This is a genomic window from Enterovibrio norvegicus (genome assembly GCF_002876705.1).
GTDB lineage: Bacteria > Pseudomonadota > Gammaproteobacteria > Enterobacterales > Vibrionaceae > Enterovibrio > Enterovibrio norvegicus_B.
This window is the reverse complement of sequence record NZ_MDAG01000057.1, coordinates 516,516-537,254: the sequence shown is the minus strand read 5'-3', so window position 1 is coordinate 537,254 and position 20,739 is coordinate 516,516. Positions and strand designations below refer to the sequence as shown.

General features: G+C 47.5%; 16 protein-coding genes and 5 tRNA genes. 19 read left to right on the top strand and 2 right to left on the bottom strand.

Features of this window, described 5'->3' with window-relative positions:
* Positions 1 to 112 precede the first annotated feature (112 nt).
* Entirely contained in the window at positions 113 to 961 is an 849-nt protein-coding gene (locus BCT27_RS21755) for a hypothetical protein (protein WP_102392243.1), read from the top strand.
* Between the two features lie 267 nt (positions 962 to 1,228).
* On the opposite strand, the gene BCT27_RS21750 is transcribed toward BCT27_RS21755, so the two are convergent.
* On the bottom strand, positions 1,229 to 2,479 hold the full coding sequence (locus BCT27_RS21750) for a glycerophosphodiester phosphodiesterase family protein (RefSeq protein ID WP_102396746.1): 1,251 nt from the start codon (positions 2,477 to 2,479) through the stop codon (positions 1,229 to 1,231).
* 318 nt (positions 2,480 to 2,797) lie between these two features.
* On the opposite strand from BCT27_RS21750, the gene hutC reads away from it, so the two are divergent.
* From hutC to BCT27_RS21710, 8 genes are all read left to right on the top strand, one after another.
* Complete coding sequence (hutC, locus tag BCT27_RS21745; RefSeq protein WP_102396745.1) at positions 2,798 to 3,502, top strand: histidine utilization repressor; 705 nt, start codon at positions 2,798 to 2,800, stop codon at positions 3,500 to 3,502.
* 182 nt (positions 3,503 to 3,684) lie between these two features.
* A complete protein-coding gene (gene hutI / locus BCT27_RS21740) occupies positions 3,685 to 4,911 on the top strand; it encodes an imidazolonepropionase (protein WP_102396744.1) in 1,227 nt (408 codons plus the stop codon).
* Complete coding sequence (gene hutG / locus BCT27_RS21735; RefSeq protein WP_102396743.1) at positions 4,901 to 5,980, top strand: formimidoylglutamase; 1,080 nt, start codon at positions 4,901 to 4,903, stop codon at positions 5,978 to 5,980. Before hutI ends, hutG begins: the two co-directional genes overlap by 11 nt.
* Positions 5,967 to 7,661: a urocanate hydratase gene (gene hutU / locus BCT27_RS21730; protein WP_102396742.1), complete on the top strand. Its 1,695-nt coding sequence runs from the start codon at positions 5,967 to 5,969 to the stop codon at positions 7,659 to 7,661. Before hutG ends, hutU begins: the two co-directional genes overlap by 14 nt.
* Before the next feature lie 8 nt (positions 7,662 to 7,669).
* Entirely contained in the window at positions 7,670 to 9,217 is a 1,548-nt protein-coding gene (hutH, locus tag BCT27_RS21725) for a histidine ammonia-lyase (protein ID WP_102396741.1), read from the top strand.
* 163 nt (positions 9,218 to 9,380) lie between these two features.
* Positions 9,381 to 10,244 (top strand): fructosamine kinase family protein, encoded by an 864-nt coding sequence (locus BCT27_RS21720; protein ID WP_102396740.1) that lies wholly within the window; start codon positions 9,381 to 9,383, stop codon positions 10,242 to 10,244.
* A 180-nt stretch (positions 10,245 to 10,424) separates the two neighbouring features.
* Positions 10,425 to 11,075: a hexitol phosphatase HxpB gene (gene hxpB, locus BCT27_RS21715; RefSeq protein WP_102396739.1), complete on the top strand. Its 651-nt coding sequence runs from the start codon at positions 10,425 to 10,427 to the stop codon at positions 11,073 to 11,075.
* 308 nt (positions 11,076 to 11,383) lie between these two features.
* Positions 11,384 to 11,587, top strand: a complete 204-nt coding sequence (locus tag BCT27_RS21710) for a CPXCG motif-containing cysteine-rich protein (RefSeq protein ID WP_102396738.1) — start codon at positions 11,384 to 11,386, stop codon at positions 11,585 to 11,587.
* 81 nt (positions 11,588 to 11,668) lie between these two features.
* On the opposite strand, the gene BCT27_RS21705 is transcribed toward BCT27_RS21710, so the two are convergent.
* Positions 11,669 to 12,277: a riboflavin synthase gene (locus BCT27_RS21705; RefSeq protein ID WP_017013700.1), complete on the bottom strand. Its 609-nt coding sequence runs from the start codon at positions 12,275 to 12,277 to the stop codon at positions 11,669 to 11,671.
* 327 nt (positions 12,278 to 12,604) lie between these two features.
* Here BCT27_RS21705 and BCT27_RS21700 point away from each other — a divergent pair, with 327 nt between their 5' ends.
* The 10 genes from BCT27_RS21700 (at position 12,605) to BCT27_RS21655 (ending at position 20,635) form a co-directional block, all read left to right on the top strand.
* Positions 12,605 to 13,975 carry an MATE family efflux transporter gene (locus tag BCT27_RS21700; RefSeq protein WP_102392252.1) on the top strand — a complete coding sequence of 457 codons (1,371 nt, stop codon included), beginning with the start codon at positions 12,605 to 12,607 and terminating at the stop codon, positions 13,973 to 13,975.
* A 185-nt stretch (positions 13,976 to 14,160) separates the two neighbouring features.
* Positions 14,161 to 15,183 (top strand): DUF3080 family protein, encoded by a 1,023-nt coding sequence (locus tag BCT27_RS21695; protein ID WP_241908620.1) that lies wholly within the window; start codon positions 14,161 to 14,163, stop codon positions 15,181 to 15,183.
* Between the two features lie 213 nt (positions 15,184 to 15,396).
* Positions 15,397 to 15,473 (top strand) — tRNA-Val (locus tag BCT27_RS21690).
* Positions 15,474 to 15,495: 22 nt separating this feature from the next.
* Positions 15,496 to 15,572, top strand: a tRNA-Val gene (locus BCT27_RS21685).
* Positions 15,573 to 15,600: 28 nt separating this feature from the next.
* A tRNA-Val gene (locus tag BCT27_RS21680) sits at positions 15,601 to 15,677 on the top strand.
* 32 nt (positions 15,678 to 15,709) lie between these two features.
* A tRNA-Val gene (locus tag BCT27_RS21675) sits at positions 15,710 to 15,786 on the top strand.
* Between the two features lie 52 nt (positions 15,787 to 15,838).
* Positions 15,839 to 15,914, top strand: a tRNA-Val gene (locus BCT27_RS21670).
* Positions 15,915 to 16,602: 688 nt separating this feature from the next.
* A complete protein-coding gene (locus BCT27_RS21665; protein WP_102396737.1) occupies positions 16,603 to 17,379 on the top strand; it encodes an Imm49 family immunity protein in 777 nt (258 codons plus the stop codon).
* Positions 17,376 to 18,407: an Imm49 family immunity protein gene (locus tag BCT27_RS21660; protein WP_102396736.1), complete on the top strand. Its 1,032-nt coding sequence runs from the start codon at positions 17,376 to 17,378 to the stop codon at positions 18,405 to 18,407. Before BCT27_RS21665 ends, BCT27_RS21660 begins: the two co-directional genes overlap by 4 nt.
* A 338-nt stretch (positions 18,408 to 18,745) precedes the next feature.
* On the top strand, positions 18,746 to 20,635 hold the full coding sequence (locus BCT27_RS21655; RefSeq protein ID WP_102396735.1) for a methyl-accepting chemotaxis protein: 1,890 nt from the start codon (positions 18,746 to 18,748) through the stop codon (positions 20,633 to 20,635).
* The last annotated feature ends 104 nt before the right edge of the window (positions 20,636 to 20,739 follow it).

Here is a 20,739-nt window from a genome sequence, read left to right as displayed (position 1 = left end):
GCCAGTGAGATAAACGCATTTTGACGGATTGCATTAAAACGGTCTCGTTCATTCAGGACGAAACCATTATGGAACGTGAAGAAAACTTCACAGTATAAAAGGAAGAAACATCATGGGATGGTTTACAGATATCTTTAAAGGAATTGGCGACGCAATCAGTGCAGTAGGCGATGCAATCTCTACGGCCGTAACAACCGTAGCAAATGCAGTCAGCACCGCCGTTAGCGCTGTGGATGAATTCTTGAGCGACGTGGGTGATAAAATCGCAGAGGCAACGGCAGACATACCGATAATTAATGGTATTACCGCTGCTGTAGCAACGGTCGTTGACGGTGTCACTGACGCCGCTGAAATTGTAACGCACCACTTTATGATGAACGTTGCTCAAGTGGGTCAAGCTGTTGGTACGGTTGTTTCAACAACGGGCGAAGTCGTTGATGCGGCAATCGAAGGTCATGGTGAGTGCATTCCAGACATCATCAAGGAAGGCGTTGGCGAGATCGTTGAAACTGCAGAAGAGCATATCGCGATGCACCTAGAGCACGACATTGAATTGCTACAGATTCCAATTGATATGATTTCTGAGGCGTCTAGTGAACTGCTTACTGGCATCATTGGTCACAATGAAATCTCTCAAGCTCCGCTACTTTTAGATGATGCTCAAAGCTTTGTGTTCGACAAACTGACTGACCACGTTGTTGATCCAGCGATGGAAGCATGGGAAACAGCAAACAACCACGTATTTGGAAACACAGTGGATGGCCTTTCACACGCAGACATGGGTATGGGTTGGTTAACTGACCACGGTACAGGGCATGGCGGCGGTCATGGTACCGACATGGGTCATGGCACAGATACTGGACATGGTACTGATATGGGCCACGGTACTGACCATGGTTCAAGCTGTGGTTGTGGCGACACAACAATGCCAGCAGCAGCTGACGAGTTCATGTGGGTTTAATCCTGAAACTTTTCAACTGTATGTAATAAATAAAAAATGCCGCAGAATCATTCTGCGGCATTTTTTGTTATTCAAACTGCTTACGCACACATCTGTTTGATTTCACCACTCGCCCATTCAAAATGCATCAATATAGAAAAGTGAACCAGTAAGCAACAAGTGGCGTAACAAAAGGTGATATTGCAATGCTGTAGGTTCAGGCCTCATCGGCACCCGCCGAGAGGCCTGCTTTTTATCTATACTACAAACAGCAAACTGCCAATCTGGTTATAGCTTCATGCAGTTTGCATAGAAGGTCGTTGTTGCTGGCCAATCCGAAAACACCCCTACTACGCCTACATCTTTCGCAAGCACATCAAGAACAGTCAGCACATCGCCATCATTATTGATTGCGTCTTTAACCGATTGAAAATACCACCCGCCGCCATTATTCAAAGAGCCTGAGCGTTCAAGTGTCCAACTGACCACCTTTATATCCGCTTGCTTTGCATGTCGAGCATAATCAGATGCGACGATGTCCCCTTCCTCATTAAGACTCAGCAAGGCAAACTGAGGAGGTGAAATGTAATTCACGCCCTTTTCTGATAACGCCTTCATACCCGCTAAGGACGATTGCCAATTCTTCTGCTTATATATACGCGCATCTAACAGCACAGCCTGCTCACCAAATCTTGGTTCATGCTCAATCCAGTAGGTAACGTCATCAATGCTAAATGATTGTGGAAATACATCTTCAGCGTCTACGCCTGCCGCTTTGTATTCATCAATCATTTTCTGTGCATAATCTGACTGGCTAAATCCATCAAACGGCATCGCGACCTTTGCGACTTTAAGTTCTGGGGTCATTTTAACGTCTAACGATTTCATGAGTTCGATGCTTTCAGCATGCGTCATCAAGGTGCCGCGACTGGCATACAAATCTGTTCTCCAACCAGGCGTGCCTTTCATGTAGGCTTCTGCTGTGGTTGCCATCGGATCTGCGCCATCCATCTTTCCTTTAAGCCGTTTAAACTCTTCAAGCGTAAAATCTGATGTTCGACACTCAACCTTTGCCTTTTCTCCTTCACTTGGATTTGCAGGCGTAAACGGTATGCTGCATTTCGCAGCCAGATCAGGGTGAGCGAGAATGTCTGTTGTTGTGTGTAAATCATTTTGAGAGTGGCGACAAACGAGCACTTTGTCCTTGGTAAATGTCACATCACACTCAACAATGCCCGCGCCCATTTGCGCCGCGGCAACGTAAGACTCTCGCGTGTGTTCGGGAAACATCAGAGATGCCCCTCTGTGCCCAATAGAGAAATCGTTCGCGTCCATTGGCATACCAATACATGATTTTAGTTTTTCTTTTAGCGGGCCTTCATCCATGTCATTCACTAAAAATGCAGGTCTTGGCCCTAATGAAATGCCTTTATGAACATCAGAATGCGCGGCGGCAGACGCGTTATCGGGTGAACTTTCTGCGAAGGCAGTGCCAGACGTCATCAATGCCATCACACCTACAAGATTGAATAATTTCATGAAGCTACTTCCTTGAATTGATTCGACGTTTATACCCAAACAACGTGAAGATGCCGGATTCAGTAAACGCCACGCGAAATGCACGAACAGTGAAAGTGTGCGAATAAAATACGTCTCTCATCTTACTGTTTTATGTCGTAGCTTTTTTATGTCAGTGCTATGCCTATTCACTAATGAGACGAACATTGCGTAATGTTCTAATTCTCGCGTGCCCTAATGCGGTAGAACGTCACAAATTCATGGGTTAATAGTAGATAGCCTTGATTTTCATAATGCTTTGTCACAACATTTGTATATACGAATATTTTGAGCACGCCAATGACAAAGTCACCGCGCTTTATGCAAATCAAAACTTACTTGCTCGATAAGATAGAAAGCAAAACTTGGCCGGTCGGACGCCGCATCCCTACAGAAGCCGAGCTTTGTGAGCAATTTTCAGTAAGTAGAATGACGGTAAACAAAGCCGTAAGAGATTTGGTGAACGAAGGACTGCTAGAACGCACACCGCGGCTTGGAACCTTTGTTTGCCAACGAAAAGCCGAATCACCATTGATGGACATACGCAATATTGCTGATGAAATAAAAGAGCGCGGCCAACTACACCATAGTGAAGTATTAAGCTTAAAAGCCATCAAAGCGCCAGAAGATGTCGCAATGCGCCTTGGGATCATGCTGGGCGGAGACGTATACAAAAGCGAAATCATTCACTTCGCTGATAACACCCCTCTTCAACTTGAAATGCGTTGGGTGAACCCGAACTACGCCCCAGACTATTTGGCGCAAGATTTTACAGATAAGACCCCCAACCAATACTTGGTCGATAATTGTCCACTGTCTGCCATTGAGCACACCGTTGAAGCCATCATGCCCAATGAGATAATTGCGCAGCGATTAGACATTCCGCTTGAGCAGCCTTGCCTTCTCTTACACCGACGCACATGGAGCGGCGACCAACTCATCAGCGCAGCGTTACTTTACCACCCCGCTAATCGCTACAAACTGAGTGCACGCACCAGCTTATAACCCTCCATTTGGTTCATGTCACTGCGCGTCCAACCGACGCGTAAGACATTGAGCAACCCCACAAACCATTCACACTGGCCCGTTTAATTTACACTCTGGATCACATAGCGATCCGACTCCCTCTTGATTACCTCTTTTCTTTTGTCTATACATTTGTATAGACATTTAAATCAGGTTGTTCCATGAAACGGATATTCATCAATTGTAAACTGGTTGATATGCACGCTGACGTCACTGGCAGTGCAGGTTATCAGGTCAAAGAAAATAGCATGATCGAGGTCGTAAACGGCGTCATCCACGCTGTTGGCACTGACCTGAAAATCTCAGATCATGACGTCATCGATCTCAACCATCATTTGGTGACACCTGGTTTCATTGATTGCCACACCCACCTTGTCTTTGCTGGCAATCGCGCCAATGAATTTGAACAACGCTTGAACGGCGTGCCCTATCAAACCATCGCCCAGCAAGGCGGCGGTATACTGTCGACGGTGAACGCAACACGTCACGCAGATCAAAGCACCCTGATTGAACTTGCAATCCCCCGAGCAAAGGCCTTAATGCGTGACGGCGTAACAACAATAGAAATCAAGAGTGGTTATGGGCTAACGCTAGAAGACGAACTCAAAATGCTGCGTGCCGCCAAAGGGTTAGAGCGAGTGCTCCCCATCAATGTCAAAACAACGTTTTTGGGCGCTCACGCCGTTCCTCCAGAATTCAAACACCGCGCAGACGATTACATTGCCTACGTGTGTGATGAGATGATCCCCGCAGTGGCCAGTGAAAAACTCGCTGATGCCGTGGATATATTCTGCGAAAGCATTGCCTTCTCGCTGTCACAAACGCAGCGCGTTTTCGAGTGTGCCCTTCAGCACGGTCTGAACATTAAAGGTCACACTGAACAGCTCTGCCACATGGGTGGTAGCGAGCTGGCCGCCAGAATGGGCGCCTTGTCTGTTGACCATATCGAATATATCGATCTAGACGGTGTTAAGGCCCTCGCCAAACATGGCACCGTCGCGACCCTTTTACCGGGTGCATTTTATTTTCTACGAGAAACACAAGCGCCACCCGTTAGCCTCCTAAGAAAACATGGCGTTCCCATGGCGGTCTCTACAGATTTCAACCCCGGCACTTCTCCGTTTGCAAGCCTAACCATGATGATGAACATGGCATCAACCTTGTTCGGCCTTACCCCAAAAGAGAACCTCTATGGCGTAACAAAACACGCTGCGATGGCATTGGGTTTACATCAGAAAGGACAAATTTCAGCAGGCTTTGATGCGGATTTTTCAGTGTGGGATGTCGATTCTCCCGCCGCATTAAGTTATCAGCTGGGGTTATCGCCTTTGGTGACACGTATCCTTCACGGAAACGTGATTGAAGGAGGTCTCTCCCATGCCAATTGACATGTCCGTATGGCAAGGCCGAATAGATAAAGAAGATGGCGATGCAGGTCGCCGTATTCATCAGGTGGTCAGTAAACTCAATGACAATGTCGAAAAAGGCATTGCCTTGTTTGGATTCTGTACCGATGAAGGCGTGCGCAGAAACAAAGGAAGAGTTGGGGCAAAGGCGTCACCCCTGATCATTCGTCAGGCGCTTGCAAACCTTCCCTTCCATCATGCTCTGCCGTTTTATGATGGCGGTGATGTTGACTGCGACGATGGCAACCTCGTCGAAGCGCAACAAGCGGTCTCAAATAAGGTGACCCACGCCCTTCAGCACCATCATTTCCCTTTGGTTCTGGGTGGTGGGCACGAAATTGCGTGGGCAAGTTTTCAAGGGTTGGCAGCACATTGCTTAGCACGCCACCCGCACCACGTACCGCGGATTGGCATCATCAACTTTGATGCGCATTATGATTTAAGAACGCCATCAGGTGACGCTGTAACGGGAAGCTCTGGCACGCCTTTCTCTCAAATCGCGGAGTGGTGCCAAACTCGCCAATGGCCCTTCCTCTATGCCTGCCTTGGCGTAAGCAGAAGCAGCAATACACAAGCCCTGTTCAACAAAGCCGACACACTCAATGTGTTAACGGTCGAAGAAACGGATATAGCGCCGCATACCTTGAACAACGTCGCGCAATCGTTAGCACAGTTTATGGATAGCTGTGATTACCTATACCTCACTATCGACATGGATGTCTTTCCCGCGTCCGTCGCACCAGGGGTCAGCGCGCCGGCAACACACGGTGTGGATTACCCGCTCGTTGAGCACCTCATCAAGCAAGTACTGTCAGCAAAAGATGCAAATGGCGAACAAAAAATCAGGCTCGCTGACATTGCGGAATTCAATCCGAATTACGACATAGACAACCACACCGCTCGCCTCGCCGCGAGATTGGTATGGACGATCACACGAGGTTTGTCTCCCCGAAAAGCGAAACGGACGGATAACACCCGATTCGACTCTCATCAAATCAACACCGCACATTGCGACTCACAAGATAAGGAAAGATGTGATGACCGATCCTAGATTGGACTTAACGCGTGAACTTGCCGCCCCAACAGGCACCACATTGAATGCGAAGTCTTGGCTTACCGAGGCCCCACTTCGCATGCTGATGAACAACCTGCACCCAGACGTTGCTGAGCACCCTCATGCTTTGGTGGTGTACGGGGGCATTGGCCGTGCCGCGAGAAACTGGCAGTGTTTTGACAAGATTGTAGACGTGCTTAAACGTCTAGAGGAAGACGAAACCTTATTGGTGCAATCGGGCAAACCCGTTGGCGTATTCCCTACACACAAAGATGCCCCGCGCGTATTGATAGCCAACTCTAACTTAGTGCCGCACTGGGCGAACTGGGAGCACTTTAACGAGCTCGATAAACAAGGCTTGATGATGTACGGGCAGATGACAGCGGGCAGCTGGATATACATAGGCTCACAAGGCATCGTTCAAGGCACGTATGAAACCTTTGTCGCTGTCGCTAAGAAGCATTTTAACGGTGAAGCAAAGAACCGCTGGGTGTTAACGGGAGGTCTTGGTGGAATGGGTGGCGCACAACCGCTCGCCGCGACCATGGCGGGTTTCTCCATGATTGCCGTTGAATGCGATGAAAGTCGAATCGATTACCGCTTACGTACAGGTTACGTTGATAAAAAAGCCACGGATATTGACCAAGCATTGGCGATTCTCCAAACCGCTAATGATGAAGGAAAGCCTGTCTCAATTGGTTTATTGGGGAATGCTGCCGATATCTTTGCAGAGCTGGTCACGCGAGGAATCACACCTGATGTCGTTACTGATCAAACGTCCGCACATGACCCCCTCAATGGCTACCTCCCGCAGGGATGGACGCTTGAAGACGCCAATGACCGCAGAAAAGAAAGCGAAGCATCGGTTGTAAAAGCGGCCAAAACCTCCATGGCGGTGCAAGTTAATGCCATGTTGACGTTACAAACTCGCGGTGCAGCCACCCTTGATTATGGCAATAATATTCGTCAAATGGCGTTGGAAATGGGCGTAAAAAATGCCTTTGATTTCCCCGGGTTCGTGCCCGCTTATATCCGCCCTCTTTTCTGCCAAGGCATTGGCCCTTTTCGTTGGGTGGCCCTGTCTGGTGACCCGGAAGACATCTATAAAACCGACCAAAAAGTCAAAGAGCTTATTCCTGATAACCCTCACCTACACAATTGGTTAGACATGGCTCGCGAACGCATTCAATTCCAAGGGTTGCCCGCACGCATTTGCTGGGTCGGCCTTAAAGATCGCGCGCGTTTGGGTCTAGCCTTTAATGAAATGGTGAAAAACGGCGAACTCAAAGCACCCATAGTGATTGGGCGAGATCATTTAGATTCGGGCTCTGTCGCCAGTCCAAACCGTGAAACAGAAGGCATGATGGACGGTTCTGATGCCGTTTCGGATTGGCCTTTGCTTAATGCCTTACTTAACACCGCATCTGGTGCGACATGGGTATCGCTTCATCATGGCGGCGGTGTCGGCATGGGGTTCTCACAACATTCAGGTGTCGTGATTGTCTGTGATGGAAGCGATGACGCTGCGCGTCGTGTGGGACGAGTGCTACATAACGACCCCGCTACTGGCGTCATGCGACACGCCGATGCGGGTTATGGCATCGCCATAAATTGTGCCAAAGAACAGCAATTGGATTTGCCTTTGCTTGATATTCCCAATGTACCGGTGAAGAAGTGAGAATAAACATGGTCGAACTTTGCCTTCAACCTGGCGAATTAACCCTAAACCAATTACGAAAAATAAGCCGCGAACGCGTCGCCCTCACGTTTGCTGACCACGTCGAGCAAACCATGCAACCGAGCATTGACACCGTTGCGAAGGTATTGGACGAAGGCCGCGTGGTGTATGGCATCAATACAGGGTTTGGCTTACTCGCTAACACCCGCATTGAAAAAGACGATCTGGAAACGTTACAACGTAGCATTGTGTTATCCCACGCTGCTGGCATTGGCGAGTTTATGGAAGACAAGACCGTCAGGCTGATGATGGTGTTGAAAGTTAACGGGCTTGCACGCGGTTTCTCAGGCATTCGTTTTTCCGTGGTAGAAGCCATCGCCAAGCTCATTAACGCTGAAGTCTATCCTTGCATTCCAAAGAAAGGCTCAGTGGGCGCATCGGGTGACCTTGCTCCTCTCGCGCACATGAGCACCGTACTGCTAGGCGAAGGTCAAGCCCGCCACAAAGGAGAAGTTATCTCTGGTGCCATGGCGCTAAAAATCGCGGGACTTGATCCCATTACCCTCGGACCGAAAGAAGGCCTCGCATTGCTCAACGGCACGCAAGCCTCCACCGCGTTCGCGTTGGAAGGGTTGTTCTATGCAGAAGATCTCTATGCCTCCGCCGTCGCTTGTGGCTCTTTGTCTGTCGAGGCAGCGTTAGGAAGCAGGCGTCCGTTTGACCCTCGTATCCATCAAGTACGTGGTCATCAAACACAGATAGATGCAGCAGCTGCGTATCGTCATTTACTGGGCGAATCGAGTGAAATTGGCGATAGCCATCAGAAATGTGAAAAGGTGCAAGACCCCTACTCGCTGCGCTGCCAGCCTCAGGTCATGGGTGCCTGTCTTGAGCAGATTCGCCAAGCCGCAAGCGTGTTACAAGTGGAAGCGAATGCAGTGTCCGACAATCCACTCGTGTTTAGCGATGATGACGACATTATCTCTGGCGGTAATTTCCATGCTGAACCCGTCGCCATGGCCGCCGATAACCTCGCATTAGCCATTGCAGAAATTGGCAGTCTATCTGAACGCAGAATGGCGTTACTCATCGACAGTGGACTCAGCAAACTGCCCCCCTTTTTGGTGGACAATGGCGGTGTAAACAGCGGCTTTATGATTGCACAAGTCACCGCCGCGGCGTTGGCGAGTGAAAACAAAACCTTGGCGCACCCTGCCTCTGTAGACAGCCTGCCAACGTCGGCTAATCAAGAAGATCATGTGTCCATGGCGACGTTTGCAGGTCGACGGTTAACAGAGATGGCGGCAAATACGCGTGGGATCTTGGCGGTGGAGTTGCTTGCTGCTTGTCAGGGCATTGATTTCAGAACACCGCATAAGACATCGCCAAAGCTCGAACAGATAAAAGCAGAGCTTCGAGGGCATGTGTCTTTTTACGATAAAGACCGCTATTTCTCACCGGATATTGAAAAAGCGAATTCTTACCTTTTAGAAGCGACACATAATAAGTATCTACCTGACAGACATTTACCAAGTATGACGTCTCAAACACGTTAGGTAGCACATGATTAAGCCCCAGGAATCTGGAGGCTTATCATATTTTGTACCAAAAGTGATGAAGGCCACATGGTTTGTGGTCTAGTCGCACTTTACTCTCCCAAGATTGCGCTACTATTTTGTTATCACACCATTTTGTTTGCCGACACGCAGAGGTAATCCTATGTGGCACTCGCTTTCCGTTCAGCTTTCTCTCACGCTCGGTCAGCAGTTCGAGGTTGATGAGAAAACCCCTATCGATGGTGGAGACATCAACGAATGTTATGCCATTAGCAGCGGAAATATTCGTTTCTTCGTTAAGGTAAACTCACGTGAAAACCTCGCCATCTATGAGGCGGAAGCAGAAAGTCTACGACACCTTGCCAACAGCGGTGTCGTCTCTGTGCCCCACGTTATCTACATTGGTGTAATAAAAGAAAAAGCAGTGTTGGTGTTGGACTACATTCCGATGAAGCCGCTCAATGAAGAAAGTGCCTATCTACTGGGGCGCGAAATGGCGCACCTTCATCAGTGGGGTGACCAACTTGAATACGGCTTTGATATCGACAACTTTGTTGGTACCACCGAACAACGCAACAACTGGCACCGCAAGTGGGCGAACTTCTTTGCTGATCACCGCATAGGCCTTCAATTGAAGCTCGCAGAAGAACGTGGCATGTCTTTTGGCGATGTTGAAACCATTGTTGAATCCATCAAGGAGCGGTTAACGGGTCACCAACCAAAACCGTCTCTGTTACATGGCGACTTATGGACTGGCAATGCGTCTATGTCGATCAATGGCCCCATTGTTTATGACCCAGCGTGTTACTGGGGAGACAGAGAAGTAGATATCGCAACCACCCAGCTATTCTCCGGCTTTCCTGAGCGCTTTTATGAAGGCTACGCTGAAGTGTGGCCGTTGGATGAAGAGTTTGAATCACGGAAAGACATTTACAATCTCTACCATATGCTCAATCACTGTTTGTTGTTTGGTGGGCACTATCTCGAAGAAACAGAGGCGTTGATCACCAAACTGGATTTAACGTAACAAAGCGATTGGCAGTGAATCACTATAAAGTCAAAATGGGCGCCTCGGCGCCCTTTCTTTTATCTAAACAAATGTAAATGCATCCTGCTTTAGCGAAGGATCATCTCACTCTTCATCAACCGGATGGATTTACAGCATGTTTAGCGCGCGCATTTTTATTGAATGGAATAGAGCCTGGTTATGATTCAAGCTGCAATTTTTGATATGGACGGCCTATTGGTCGATTCAGAACCTTTCTGGCAAGATGCTCAAATCGCCATTTTTGGTGAGCTTGGTATTAATGTTACCCGCGAAGATACCATTGCGACGACAGGCATTCGTATTGACCAAATCGTGCGACATTATTACAACACCCGTGGATGGGAAGGCCCAAGTTGTGATGACGTTTGTGAACGCATCACGTTGAAAGTGATTGAGCTTGTTTCTGAGCACAAACCCATGATGCCTGGTGTTATGCATGCATTGAACCTGTGTAAACAAGCTAACTTGCGCATCGCACTCGCCTCTTCATCACCCATGCGTTTGATTCAAGCAACATTGGATGCGTTGGATTTATCTTCTTGGTTTGAGCAGTGTCATTCAGCTGAATATCTGAAATATGGCAAACCCCACCCTGAGGTTTACCTCAATGCAGCTGAAAGCTTGGGTATAGACCCTCAACGTTGTGTCGCATTTGAAGATTCATTTGCGGGTTTGATGGCAGTAAAGTCTGCTCAGATGAAGGCGATTGTTGTTCCCGAGGCCCATGTGGCAGGGCAAGAACGCTGGGTGATCAGTGATGTAAAACTTACGTCGTTAAACGAATTAACAATCGACCATTTGATAAAGTAAGCGTTTTCAGGGAGCCGCGTTTTTTACGTTTTAGGCTCCCTTCCCCAATCTTGCTGAAGCAGCCTCGCAATTCTTCCTGCAACATTTCAATAAATACACGCAAACACCCGCTCACAGAAATACTTGGAAACACAAATATTCAGTAAATGAATCTGAGTTTACAGAAACTCGTTGCTCTTCAAAGTTTCACCTTATTTCACTGAGCAAACATTCTTGATTTCTTAAGATGGTGACACATGGCCAGTTCAGTCAACGACTAGTTTTCCACTGTCATGTTACTGGCTCGCAGTTCAGATAAGGAGTGGAACATGCAAAATTACACCGAAAGAGGGATCGCTTGTCCGCACTGTGGTCATAGCATTCGTATTACTTTGGATATGAGCGGCGGCGATCAAGACTTTTATGATGATTGCCCGGCATGCTGTAATGCTATTCATTTGAATTTCCAAATTGATTCGCAGCATAAAACCGTTAATTTATATGTCGATGCAGACGACGAGCAGGTTTTCTAAATCCTTAATCTCAACGTTTCACATTCGTAGAAAAACAAAAAGCCAGCGCTATGCTGGCTTTTTCTCTCGTGCATAACAACGCTAGCCTCTGGCAGCCATGACACGTTCTACCGTATCCACCACCGCTTGCGTTTGCGGGTCGACTTCAATATTCACCTTGTCACCCACCTTTCGCCACCCCATGTTGGTGCGATTGAGCGTTTCAGGGATCAAATTGACGCAGAAACGGTTATCACACACGTCACCAATGGTCAGGCTGATGCCATCAATTCCGATGTAACCCTTATCAAACACATATTTGGTGACACTCGCGGGAACCTCGATCCAAACCTGACGGTTGTTTTCTGTATCAATCACATCAACAACCTGTGCCATGGTCATGATGTGGCCAGACATAGAATGTCCACCAATCTCATCGCCGAACTTCGCTGCACGTTCTAGGTTGATCTTCTCCCCCACAACAAGCTCGCCAAGGTTCGTTAACGCCAAGGTTGCCTGCATCAAATCAAACCAAATAATATCCTGGTCAATTCGAGTGACGGTTAAACAGCATCCGTTGTGCGCCACAGACGCCCCCAAAGCCAACCCTTCGAGCATGTCCGAAGGAAACACGACGGCGTGACTTTGAAAGTCTTTCTGTTTTTCAATCTTAGCAATATGACCAATGCCTTGAACGATACCGGTAAACATGGAGAGTCCTTTTGAAATGTCATGAAGTGGATCCGTCGCGTGGCAGAAGGCAATAACAACCCCAATATTCGCCACACGGGGTTAAACAGATTGTCATTGTGCCCATTCAGGCAGCTCGGGTATAGCGTAAACGATGTACAAAGATGAAACATAAACCTGTCGATAACCATTGGCGACGGAAATTATTTGTCGATGTATTCTCATCGAATCAATCACGTATTCATTTATGTACTAGTTTATCAGAGACTTTGATTGTCGCATTCGTTCGCGAGCGTATAATGTGCTGTCTTTTTTCCTGCCTCTTTTATCGTATTTTCGGAGTAATAGGTGCAAAACTACCGCCTAGAAGCGAAATCCATCATTAAGTTGGGTATCCCTGTTTTTATTGCGCAACTAGCGCAAACCTCAATGGGGTTTGTCGACACAGTTATGGCCGGTGGCGTAAGTGCCACTGACATGGCGGCGGTTGCTGTTGCATCCAGTGTATGGCTTCCATCCATCCTTTTTGGCATCGGTATTTTGATTGCCATGATCCCAATTGTCGCCCAGCTCAATGGTTCTGGCCGTCAACATAAAATCCCATACCAAGTGCAGCAAGGCGTATACATGGCGCTTGCATTGTCATTGCCTATATCACTCGTTCTTTATAATGCTGGCGCTATCGTGCATTACATGGACGTGGACCCGCTACTCGCAGAGAAAACGGTTGGCTACCTGCATGCGGTTATTTGGGCGGTTCCAGCGTTCTTACTGTTCCAAGTACTGCGTAACCTTGCTGAAGGCATCTCGATGACCGTGCCCGCAATGGTGATCGGCTTTATCGGCCTCGCGGCAAACGTGCCATTAAACTGGATCTTCGTTTACGGTAAGTTTGGCATGCCTGCCATGGGCGGTGTGGGCTGTGGCGTTGCAACTGCCATTGTTTACTGGCTGATGTTCGCCTCAATGCTGGTTTACATCATGGTGAACAAGCGTCTTCGTCGAATCAACGCGTTCCAAAACTTCGAGAAACCGAACATGCCGGCGCTTTGGCGTTTGTTCAAAATGGGATTGCCAGTGGCTGCAGCCCTGTTCTTCGAAGTGACCTTGTTTGCTGTCGTTGCACTTCTCATCGCGCCACTTGGCTCGACAATTGTTGCTGCACACCAAGTCGCCATTAACTTCTCGTCCATGGTGTTCATGCTACCAATGAGCTTAGGTACGGCAGTGAGTATTCGTGTAAGCCACTTGCTTGGTGAGAAATCAACAGAAGGTGCGGCACGTTCTGCAAAGCTCGGCATCATCCTTGGCTTGCTCGCAGCACTCTTTACTGCAACGCTGACGATCATTTTCCGCGAACCTATCATTCATCTTTATACCAAGAACCCTGAAGTGGTCGCGATCGCTGCCAATCTCATGCTGCTGGCTGCTCTCTATCAATGCACAGACTCCGTGCAGGTTGTTGCTGCAGGCGCACTGCGTGGCTATAAAGACATGAAAGCCATCTTCAATCGTACCTTTGTCGCCTATTGGATCCTTGGTGTTCCGATGGGATACATCTTAGGCATGACGGATTGGATTGTTGAACCCATGGGGGCTTACGGTTTCTGGATTGGCATCATTATCGGCCTCTCTTCTGCTGCCATCATGCTTGGCATGCGCTTGATGTGGATCAGAGGACAATCATCCGAGTTCCAGCTCGCGATGGCAGAAAAGTAAACGTTAAACACAAAACATCCCAGCACGCGCTGGGATGTTTCGTTTATGCCCAAGCACATTGTGATTGAATGGGCATACCCGCTGATTTTTCACATTCTCAAGGTCTTACCGCGCACATCGATCGCTTATTCCATATACTTCGTATATTCCTAGGCTTACTCGCTTAAAGAGGCTTTGAATACGTCGTGATCGTCGCTGCCATTCGTCATTCGTTTTATGCCGTCCTGTTAGTGTCACTAACGGGATGTTTTGGCGACGACCCTGCTATCGCCCAGTTTGAAACCTATCAACAACGCCTCGCGAATGTCGTAGAAACTGACCCACTGCCTCTGTCTGAAAGCATATCCATTTCTCTGCCACGCAAGCGCGATTTGCTCTTACCACTCGAAGACATTCGCATGGGGCTTCTCGATGCCTATGAGCTTCGCGAGTGTGGCTTGTTTCAACTCATCGCGGATCGCAATTCTATCCTCGGCAAAGTGCAAGACGCCTTCCGCCACCTTGACTACGAAATAAAACTGTTAAACACGGTCGCCTATTGTTTGTCGAACATTGAAAACGACACCCTGATTGAACAGCTCACTGCGCTGCAAAAACAGAAATCCCAGCAGCTCACAACGGTGTATTGGAACACCTTTGTCTCTAGCGAAGCGTGGCGCAAGCAGCTTATACCCGCAGGCAATGCCCTCATTCCACCCGAAAAGCCTTTTCCTCACAGTGATGCCCTGTTGGCGATTGAGCGCTATGCAAATCTGATTGAACAGAAATCTCACGAGGTAGACGCCCTATCACTGCAAGAGCCCATCGAAAAACAGCATTACTTGGGCGCAGTGTTTCTCTCTTTAGACGAAAGCACACGGTGGCTGAACACCATTACCCAACAGCTTGAACGCGATGATCACCTGATCGTCTGTGGCGAAAATCGCGACCCTACTCGGCTGAATTATTTAAGAAATGTCTTCGACACCTTCTTTATAGGCGCTGTTCAGCCTTATGTTTCAACGCTCAATGGCCTATATTTAGACGTGCAACCATCACTCCACCAACTCAATGACACAATCACGATCGCACCTTCTCACTTTCATTCTTATCAACACGCCTATTTAAGAGGCGACAGATACGATGAATTTCAACGTGCAGTGAAACATCATGTTCAATATTGGCAATCTTTATTCTCTCGTTGCCAAATCACCGTTGGTCGTCAGTAAACCCGTTTTCACCAATATCAAATGTGAAGCACATGGTCGCTTAACCCGTTAAAAACAAAAAATAATGACCACAGATGCGCCAAGTTGTGCATCAAAACAGCAAACAGACCTCGAAACACAAAAAAGTCCGGATTTACGCTTGCGTGCCTTGCCCCTACTCGCTAATATTCATCCCGCTTTCAGGGCAATAGCTGCCCAGCAAATACATGCAGTACGACCGTAGCTCAGTTGGTTAGAGCACCACCTTGACATGGTGGGGGTCGGTGGTTCGAATCCACTCGGTCGTACCAAGTTTTTGTAAAGCACTACAATGCGTCCATAGCTCAGTTGGTTAGAGTACTACCTTGACATGGTAGGGGTCGGCAGTTCGAGTCTGCCTGGACGCACCAAGTTTTTTCTTGGCATTGTATGTAATATGCGTCCGTAGCTCAGTTGGTTAGAGTACTGCCTTGACATGGCAGGGGTCGGCAGTTCGAGTCTGCCCGGACGCACCATTCCTTCCCTAACCAGGATGGAATCAGAATTTGGGTCTATAGCTCAGTTGGTTAGAGTACTACCTTGACATGGTAGGGGTCGGCAGTTCGAGTCTGCCTAGACCCACCAAATTCCAATAATCGCACTTCTCTTCTAAAGAGATTCCCAATCGCGATTATTCGGGCGATTAGCTCAGTTGGGAGAGCACCTCCCTTACAAGGAGGGGGTCACTGGTTCGAGCCCGGTATCGCCCACCACTTTCGTAAGAAGCAAAAAGCCTGCTCATTGAGCAGGCTTTTTGCGTTTGGAGAAAGCAGTATTCTACAAGACGCCTTATAGAAACGCGTCTAAATCGAAATCATGCCGCCAACCTTTAAAATTGGAAGCAATGACAAAGCTTCCGAGTCGCTGATTGATTCACGTTAAACAGAACGCGATAACCTGCTCAGAGACAAACGTATTGGTTTGAATAAAGTCACCCTACTCTGCCACTCGCACGATCAAAATCAAATCTCGACGTGTGCAGTGAATGATAGATTTCCGCGAATTTTTTAAATAGTGGTGGTGTGTGGCTGACAAACGAAAGACAACTGAGTAAGAAGGTTTTGCCCCAAAGTGAGTTAGCACCTTTAGAATTACCGTTTTCTCCCATATCAATTTCCCCAAAAAAACTAATGGTTAACACTTCCTAGTCTCAAGATTTATCACACTTGCTCACAAAACATGGCGAAACTAGCCGCAAAAGAGCGCACCACACGGTACGCTTTTGACTAGAAAAGTGGTGGTGTTAGATGGGTATTTCCTACCTACTCGCTGATCAAATGGATAGGTAAAGAACGAATGAAAACAATAGCGTCACACGTTAAGAATTTAGCTGGACAGCATAGAGTCTATGACTCGCGGCGTAGAAGTATCGTCAGTAGTACTTCATTCTCCATGGAGAACATGTCTGAAGATAGATTCAATTTTGAGGCACTTGCTAGGCACGAACGCGATGCTTTCTGCTTAGGTGTTTATCTTGATGATATACCGAGAGAAACCGTCATCGAACATCTTAATAACGCCCAGTATTTCACTACCATGATGCACAGGCAGAATATGGTGTCTAAAAACGCAACTCTCCGCTTTACATATAAAGGGCGAGATTTTAATTTGGCTGGTAATGGAAAAAAAGGGGTACCCATTAACGAGTCAGCCAATTGGCTCAACCAAGTAGAACTTTGCATAATTTCAGGCTGTTATGATGATTTGAATGAAATCATGGAAGTGCTTGAGTCTGGCCAAGTGTTGTTTCGTTCAAAGCAAACTGAGCTAGGCACCTACCTTCGCCTTCATTGTTTAGGATTGAAAGTTGCACAAGACCCGACGGCTTTGTTAGATGCATTTATGGCTGAAGTGGATGCTAACGCTGAAAGTCCAAAGATGAAAGAGCTAGCGCTAGGCGGCATCACTCTTACTTTGGGGTTTTACGATGTCATGCGTGCCATTCGCGAGCAAGACGAAGCTAAATACCGCAAAGCCATGTTCAAAGCCGTTGAAATGCACAAAGAATGGTTTACCCATGACGAAGACTTCAGTAGTCGTATGATTGGGTACGTTTCACTCCCTCTGCTTACAGCTGCGAAGTTCGCATACGCAAAGTATGGCTTCACGTTAGATTTTGAAACGCCATACCTTCCTACCTATGTGTTTACTGAGCAGCCAGAAGGAGCGCAGGTGTGACAGCCAATAAACCCCAACAATACGATTTTAGTACTCACTATTTCCCTGAGACCTTAAAGCAGAACGGGGCGTACGAATCGCGCCCCGAGCTGTTGATATCCGACCTAAAGAGGACTATCAAGCGGTTCGAATCTCTTGGAAGCCACCGCTACCCACATATCCTTTATATGCGAGCTGATGAGTTCGTCCGCCTAGCTGTTCAGTACAACATCTTTGAGGCACCGCCATCACACATTAAGTGGTTGTTGCAACAAGCCGTTAACGCCTATCGTGCTCATTTCTTGATGCAGCGAAATCCCGGGGAAGAAATCACTTTTGAGTTGTATGGCAAACACTACGTGGGCGTGGGCGAGAAAACCGACGAATACTCAAATAGCGAAACATGGTTAAACGCGTTAAGTCTTGCCATTTTGACGGGAGATAATCAGGCATGCCAAGATTTACTAAAGGTACCCACTGAGAGCTTCGAGAAAACCGGGGCAATCAACTCGCTCAAGACCTCGTTAGTTTTTACTGACCTGTTCAAGGCGTTTTTGGGCGACGAGCCTGATATTGATGTGAGAACAGAGGCGTTTCATCGCTGTCGTGCATTAACAAAACCGGGGGCCATTGAGGCAATCGATTCTCTTTTTGTTGAAACCTATGCCTGGTTTCGAAGCATTCCCCTATTCCAGATAGTGGCTTATGGTTGGGGAGCGGCGAATGACGACTTGAACACCATTGTTAAAGCTGCCATGCAAGCAAACTACGAATATTTCAGTGAAATTGTTCCTAGGGATGACGCAGAAACGTTTGGTGGCCCACCTGATAATGGCCCCAACTCTGACAGCCTGAACAATAAATACGCCATGATGCACATTAACATTCTGGCGTTCATGCGTGTCATCAACCAAACACTCGGTGAAACCGTTAGCTTTGACTCACCTTTTTTGCCGCAGTGGCTCATCAAGGGTGAAGGGCCAAGCCTGGAGGAACTAAAGGCGTCACCGCCTGAGTTTGATGTGAGTATCTTCCCACCGCTTGATTAATAGAATGTACCACTCTGCTTGTTCTGGGTGGCTCCCATCGTTTTTCCTAAACTAAAGTTATCCGAAAAAGGCGGTTGTGAGTAAACCCGCTAACTCACTATTGTCCAAACCCGATCTATCGCCCATTGTGTATACGCTTCCTCGCACTCAACGGCTCCTCCCTCGCCTTCCCGTCTTATTGATAAAACACAGAGTTAGACGTATCACCGTCATCTTAGCGGTGCTTATTGAGCATTTTCTTAATGGCTCTCATGAACTTGAAAGGATCAATCCAATGTCATGTTCTATGCTAATCGAGTGTCTTAATTAAAATACTAAATTCGCAATGTAGAGACGTCATGATGATTCTACCTCGCTCGATCAAACACAAAATATCACTCGCCATCGCTTCTATTATCATTGTTGTTGCTGCCATTCAGTTTCAACGACAAGACCAGCAACTGGTCGGATACACGGAGCAATCTGTCGCGCAATTCATTGACTCTGTGGGTATCGCCAGTGCCAAGGGCGTCCAAAATTGGATTGAGCCTCGCATCGAAGTCATTGAAAGTGCCATGAACAGCGATGTGAATGCACAGAATATCCCAATTTATTCCTACCTTGATCAAGCGCGCGTAGCGGGCGGTTTTGAATCTGTTTACGTAGGAACAAGCGAAGGTGAAATGATTCGTTATAATGCGAAACCTTCGAAAGCGGGATACGACCCAAGACAGAGGCCATGGTATATCAGTGCCTCGTCGGCTGAAGGTCCAATCATCACCGAACCCTATAAAGACTCTTCGACAGGAGAAGCGGTTGTCACTATCGCTCAAAAATACACGCGTAATAATGGTGACTCAGCGGTTATCGCTGGCGACATAAAAATTGGTCAACTGATAAGCTACATCAACAGTATCAGCAACGAAAATACGCAAGCAATACTTCTGGATAACAACGCGACTATTCTTGCCAGCGTTAACCCTTCTGTGAGTTTACAACCCGCCACAGAACTGACCCCTCAGCTAACGCCCGAAGCGCTAAACTCTTTCGCCGCCAGTCCTGATGTCAGCATGATGAACATTGCAAATGTGCCTTACCTCTTTAATCTTCACGCTGTAGAAGGCACGCCTTGGTTCCTCGCAATCGCAATGGATGAAGAAGCCGCTTTCGCGAGCGTGACATCAAGTAGAGTTGATTCCCTTATCTTTGCCATTGTCCAAGTAATTTTGATTACAGGGATCGCGATTTTGCTGGTTAACAAGCTCCTTAGACCGCTATCAGACATTATCCGCGCGATGAAACGCTTAGCACGAGGTGACCTCACCGCACGCGTTAACGTGACGTCGCGAGATGAAATAAGCTTAATTGCAAATGGGATGAATGAAGTTGCTCAGAATCTACAAGACATTGTCAGTGGCATTTCTGAAGCGACGAAGAAAATTTCTCATGAAGTGGAAGAAGTGAAGAACAAAACCGATGAAAATCATCGCGTTCTTCACCATCACAGCCAAGTCACTCAAGACGTTGTGTCGAAAATCGATAATATGAATTCGACAGTAGAAACGGTTGCCGAAAGCGCGTCAGAAGCCTTGAGTTGTACGCAAAAAACCAACACACAAACGGTTGAGTCAAAACAGAAGGTTAAAGAGTCTGTTACGAGTGTAAATTCCCTACTCCAAGAAATCACGGACATGGAGTCTGACATTCAAAACATGAGCGAAAACTCTGAAAAAATCGCTTCTGTGTTAATGGTCATTGGAGACATTGCCGAACAAACCAATCTCCTTGCATTGAACGCCGCCATTGAAGCAGCCCGCGCGGGTGAGCAAGGCCGCGGTTTCGCTGTGGTTGCAGATGAAGTTCGCGCACTGGCCAGTCGCACACAACAGAGCACCTCTGAAATTAACGACATGCTGCAAAACCTCAATGCAGGCACAGACAATGCTGTTAAGTCGATAGAACACACCAAGCGCAGCTGTTTACAATCAGTTGAGCAAACCAACGTGGTGGATGCAAACCTTGATGTGATGGCTGGATCGATCGAGGAAATTAATCAACTCAACAGCAACATTACTGACATTACTAACAAGCAAAACCAAGCTTCACGCGATATCAGTAAAAGCATCCACGCTATTAGTGAAATGGTAGAGCAGCTTAATGTCAGTGGCGAAGCGACATTAAGCAATGTTCAGCAACTCTCTTCCTCTAACCAACAACTTAGCGCTGCGATTGCGAAATTCCAGATTTAGCACCAATAAACACTGAAAAGTAACAACCTCAATGCCCTGTCGACACAATATCGACAGGGCATTTTTGTTTTTCGCTCCTCCGTTTTCAGCCATTCGAGCACGAT

Bases quoted from the DNA above. Each gene is read 5' to 3' on its own strand.
- BCT27_RS21755 (WP_102392243.1), top strand. From the start codon at position 113: ATGGGATGGTTTACAGATATCTTTAAAGGAATTGGCGACGCAATCAGT.
- BCT27_RS21750 (WP_102396746.1), bottom strand. From the start codon at position 2,479: ATGAAATTATTCAATCTTGTAGGTGTGATGGCATTGATGACGTCTGGC.
- hutC (WP_102396745.1), top strand. From the start codon at position 2,798: ATGACAAAGTCACCGCGCTTTATGCAAATCAAAACTTACTTGCTCGAT.
- hutI (WP_102396744.1), top strand. From the start codon at position 3,685: ATGAAACGGATATTCATCAATTGTAAACTGGTTGATATGCACGCTGAC.
- hutG (WP_102396743.1), top strand. From the start codon at position 4,901: ATGCCAATTGACATGTCCGTATGGCAAGGCCGAATAGATAAAGAAGAT.
- hutU (WP_102396742.1), top strand. From the start codon at position 5,967: ATGACCGATCCTAGATTGGACTTAACGCGTGAACTTGCCGCCCCAACA.
- hutH (WP_102396741.1), top strand. From the start codon at position 7,670: ATGGTCGAACTTTGCCTTCAACCTGGCGAATTAACCCTAAACCAATTA.
- BCT27_RS21720 (WP_102396740.1), top strand. From the start codon at position 9,381: ATGTGGCACTCGCTTTCCGTTCAGCTTTCTCTCACGCTCGGTCAGCAG.
- hxpB (WP_102396739.1), top strand. From the start codon at position 10,425: ATGATTCAAGCTGCAATTTTTGATATGGACGGCCTATTGGTCGATTCA.
- BCT27_RS21710 (WP_102396738.1), top strand. From the start codon at position 11,384: ATGCAAAATTACACCGAAAGAGGGATCGCTTGTCCGCACTGTGGTCAT.
- BCT27_RS21705 (WP_017013700.1), bottom strand. From the start codon at position 12,277: ATGTTTACCGGTATCGTTCAAGGCATTGGTCATATTGCTAAGATTGAA.
- BCT27_RS21665 (WP_102396737.1), top strand. From the start codon at position 16,603: ATGTCTGAAGATAGATTCAATTTTGAGGCACTTGCTAGGCACGAACGC.
- BCT27_RS21655 (WP_102396735.1), top strand. From the start codon at position 18,746: ATGATGATTCTACCTCGCTCGATCAAACACAAAATATCACTCGCCATC.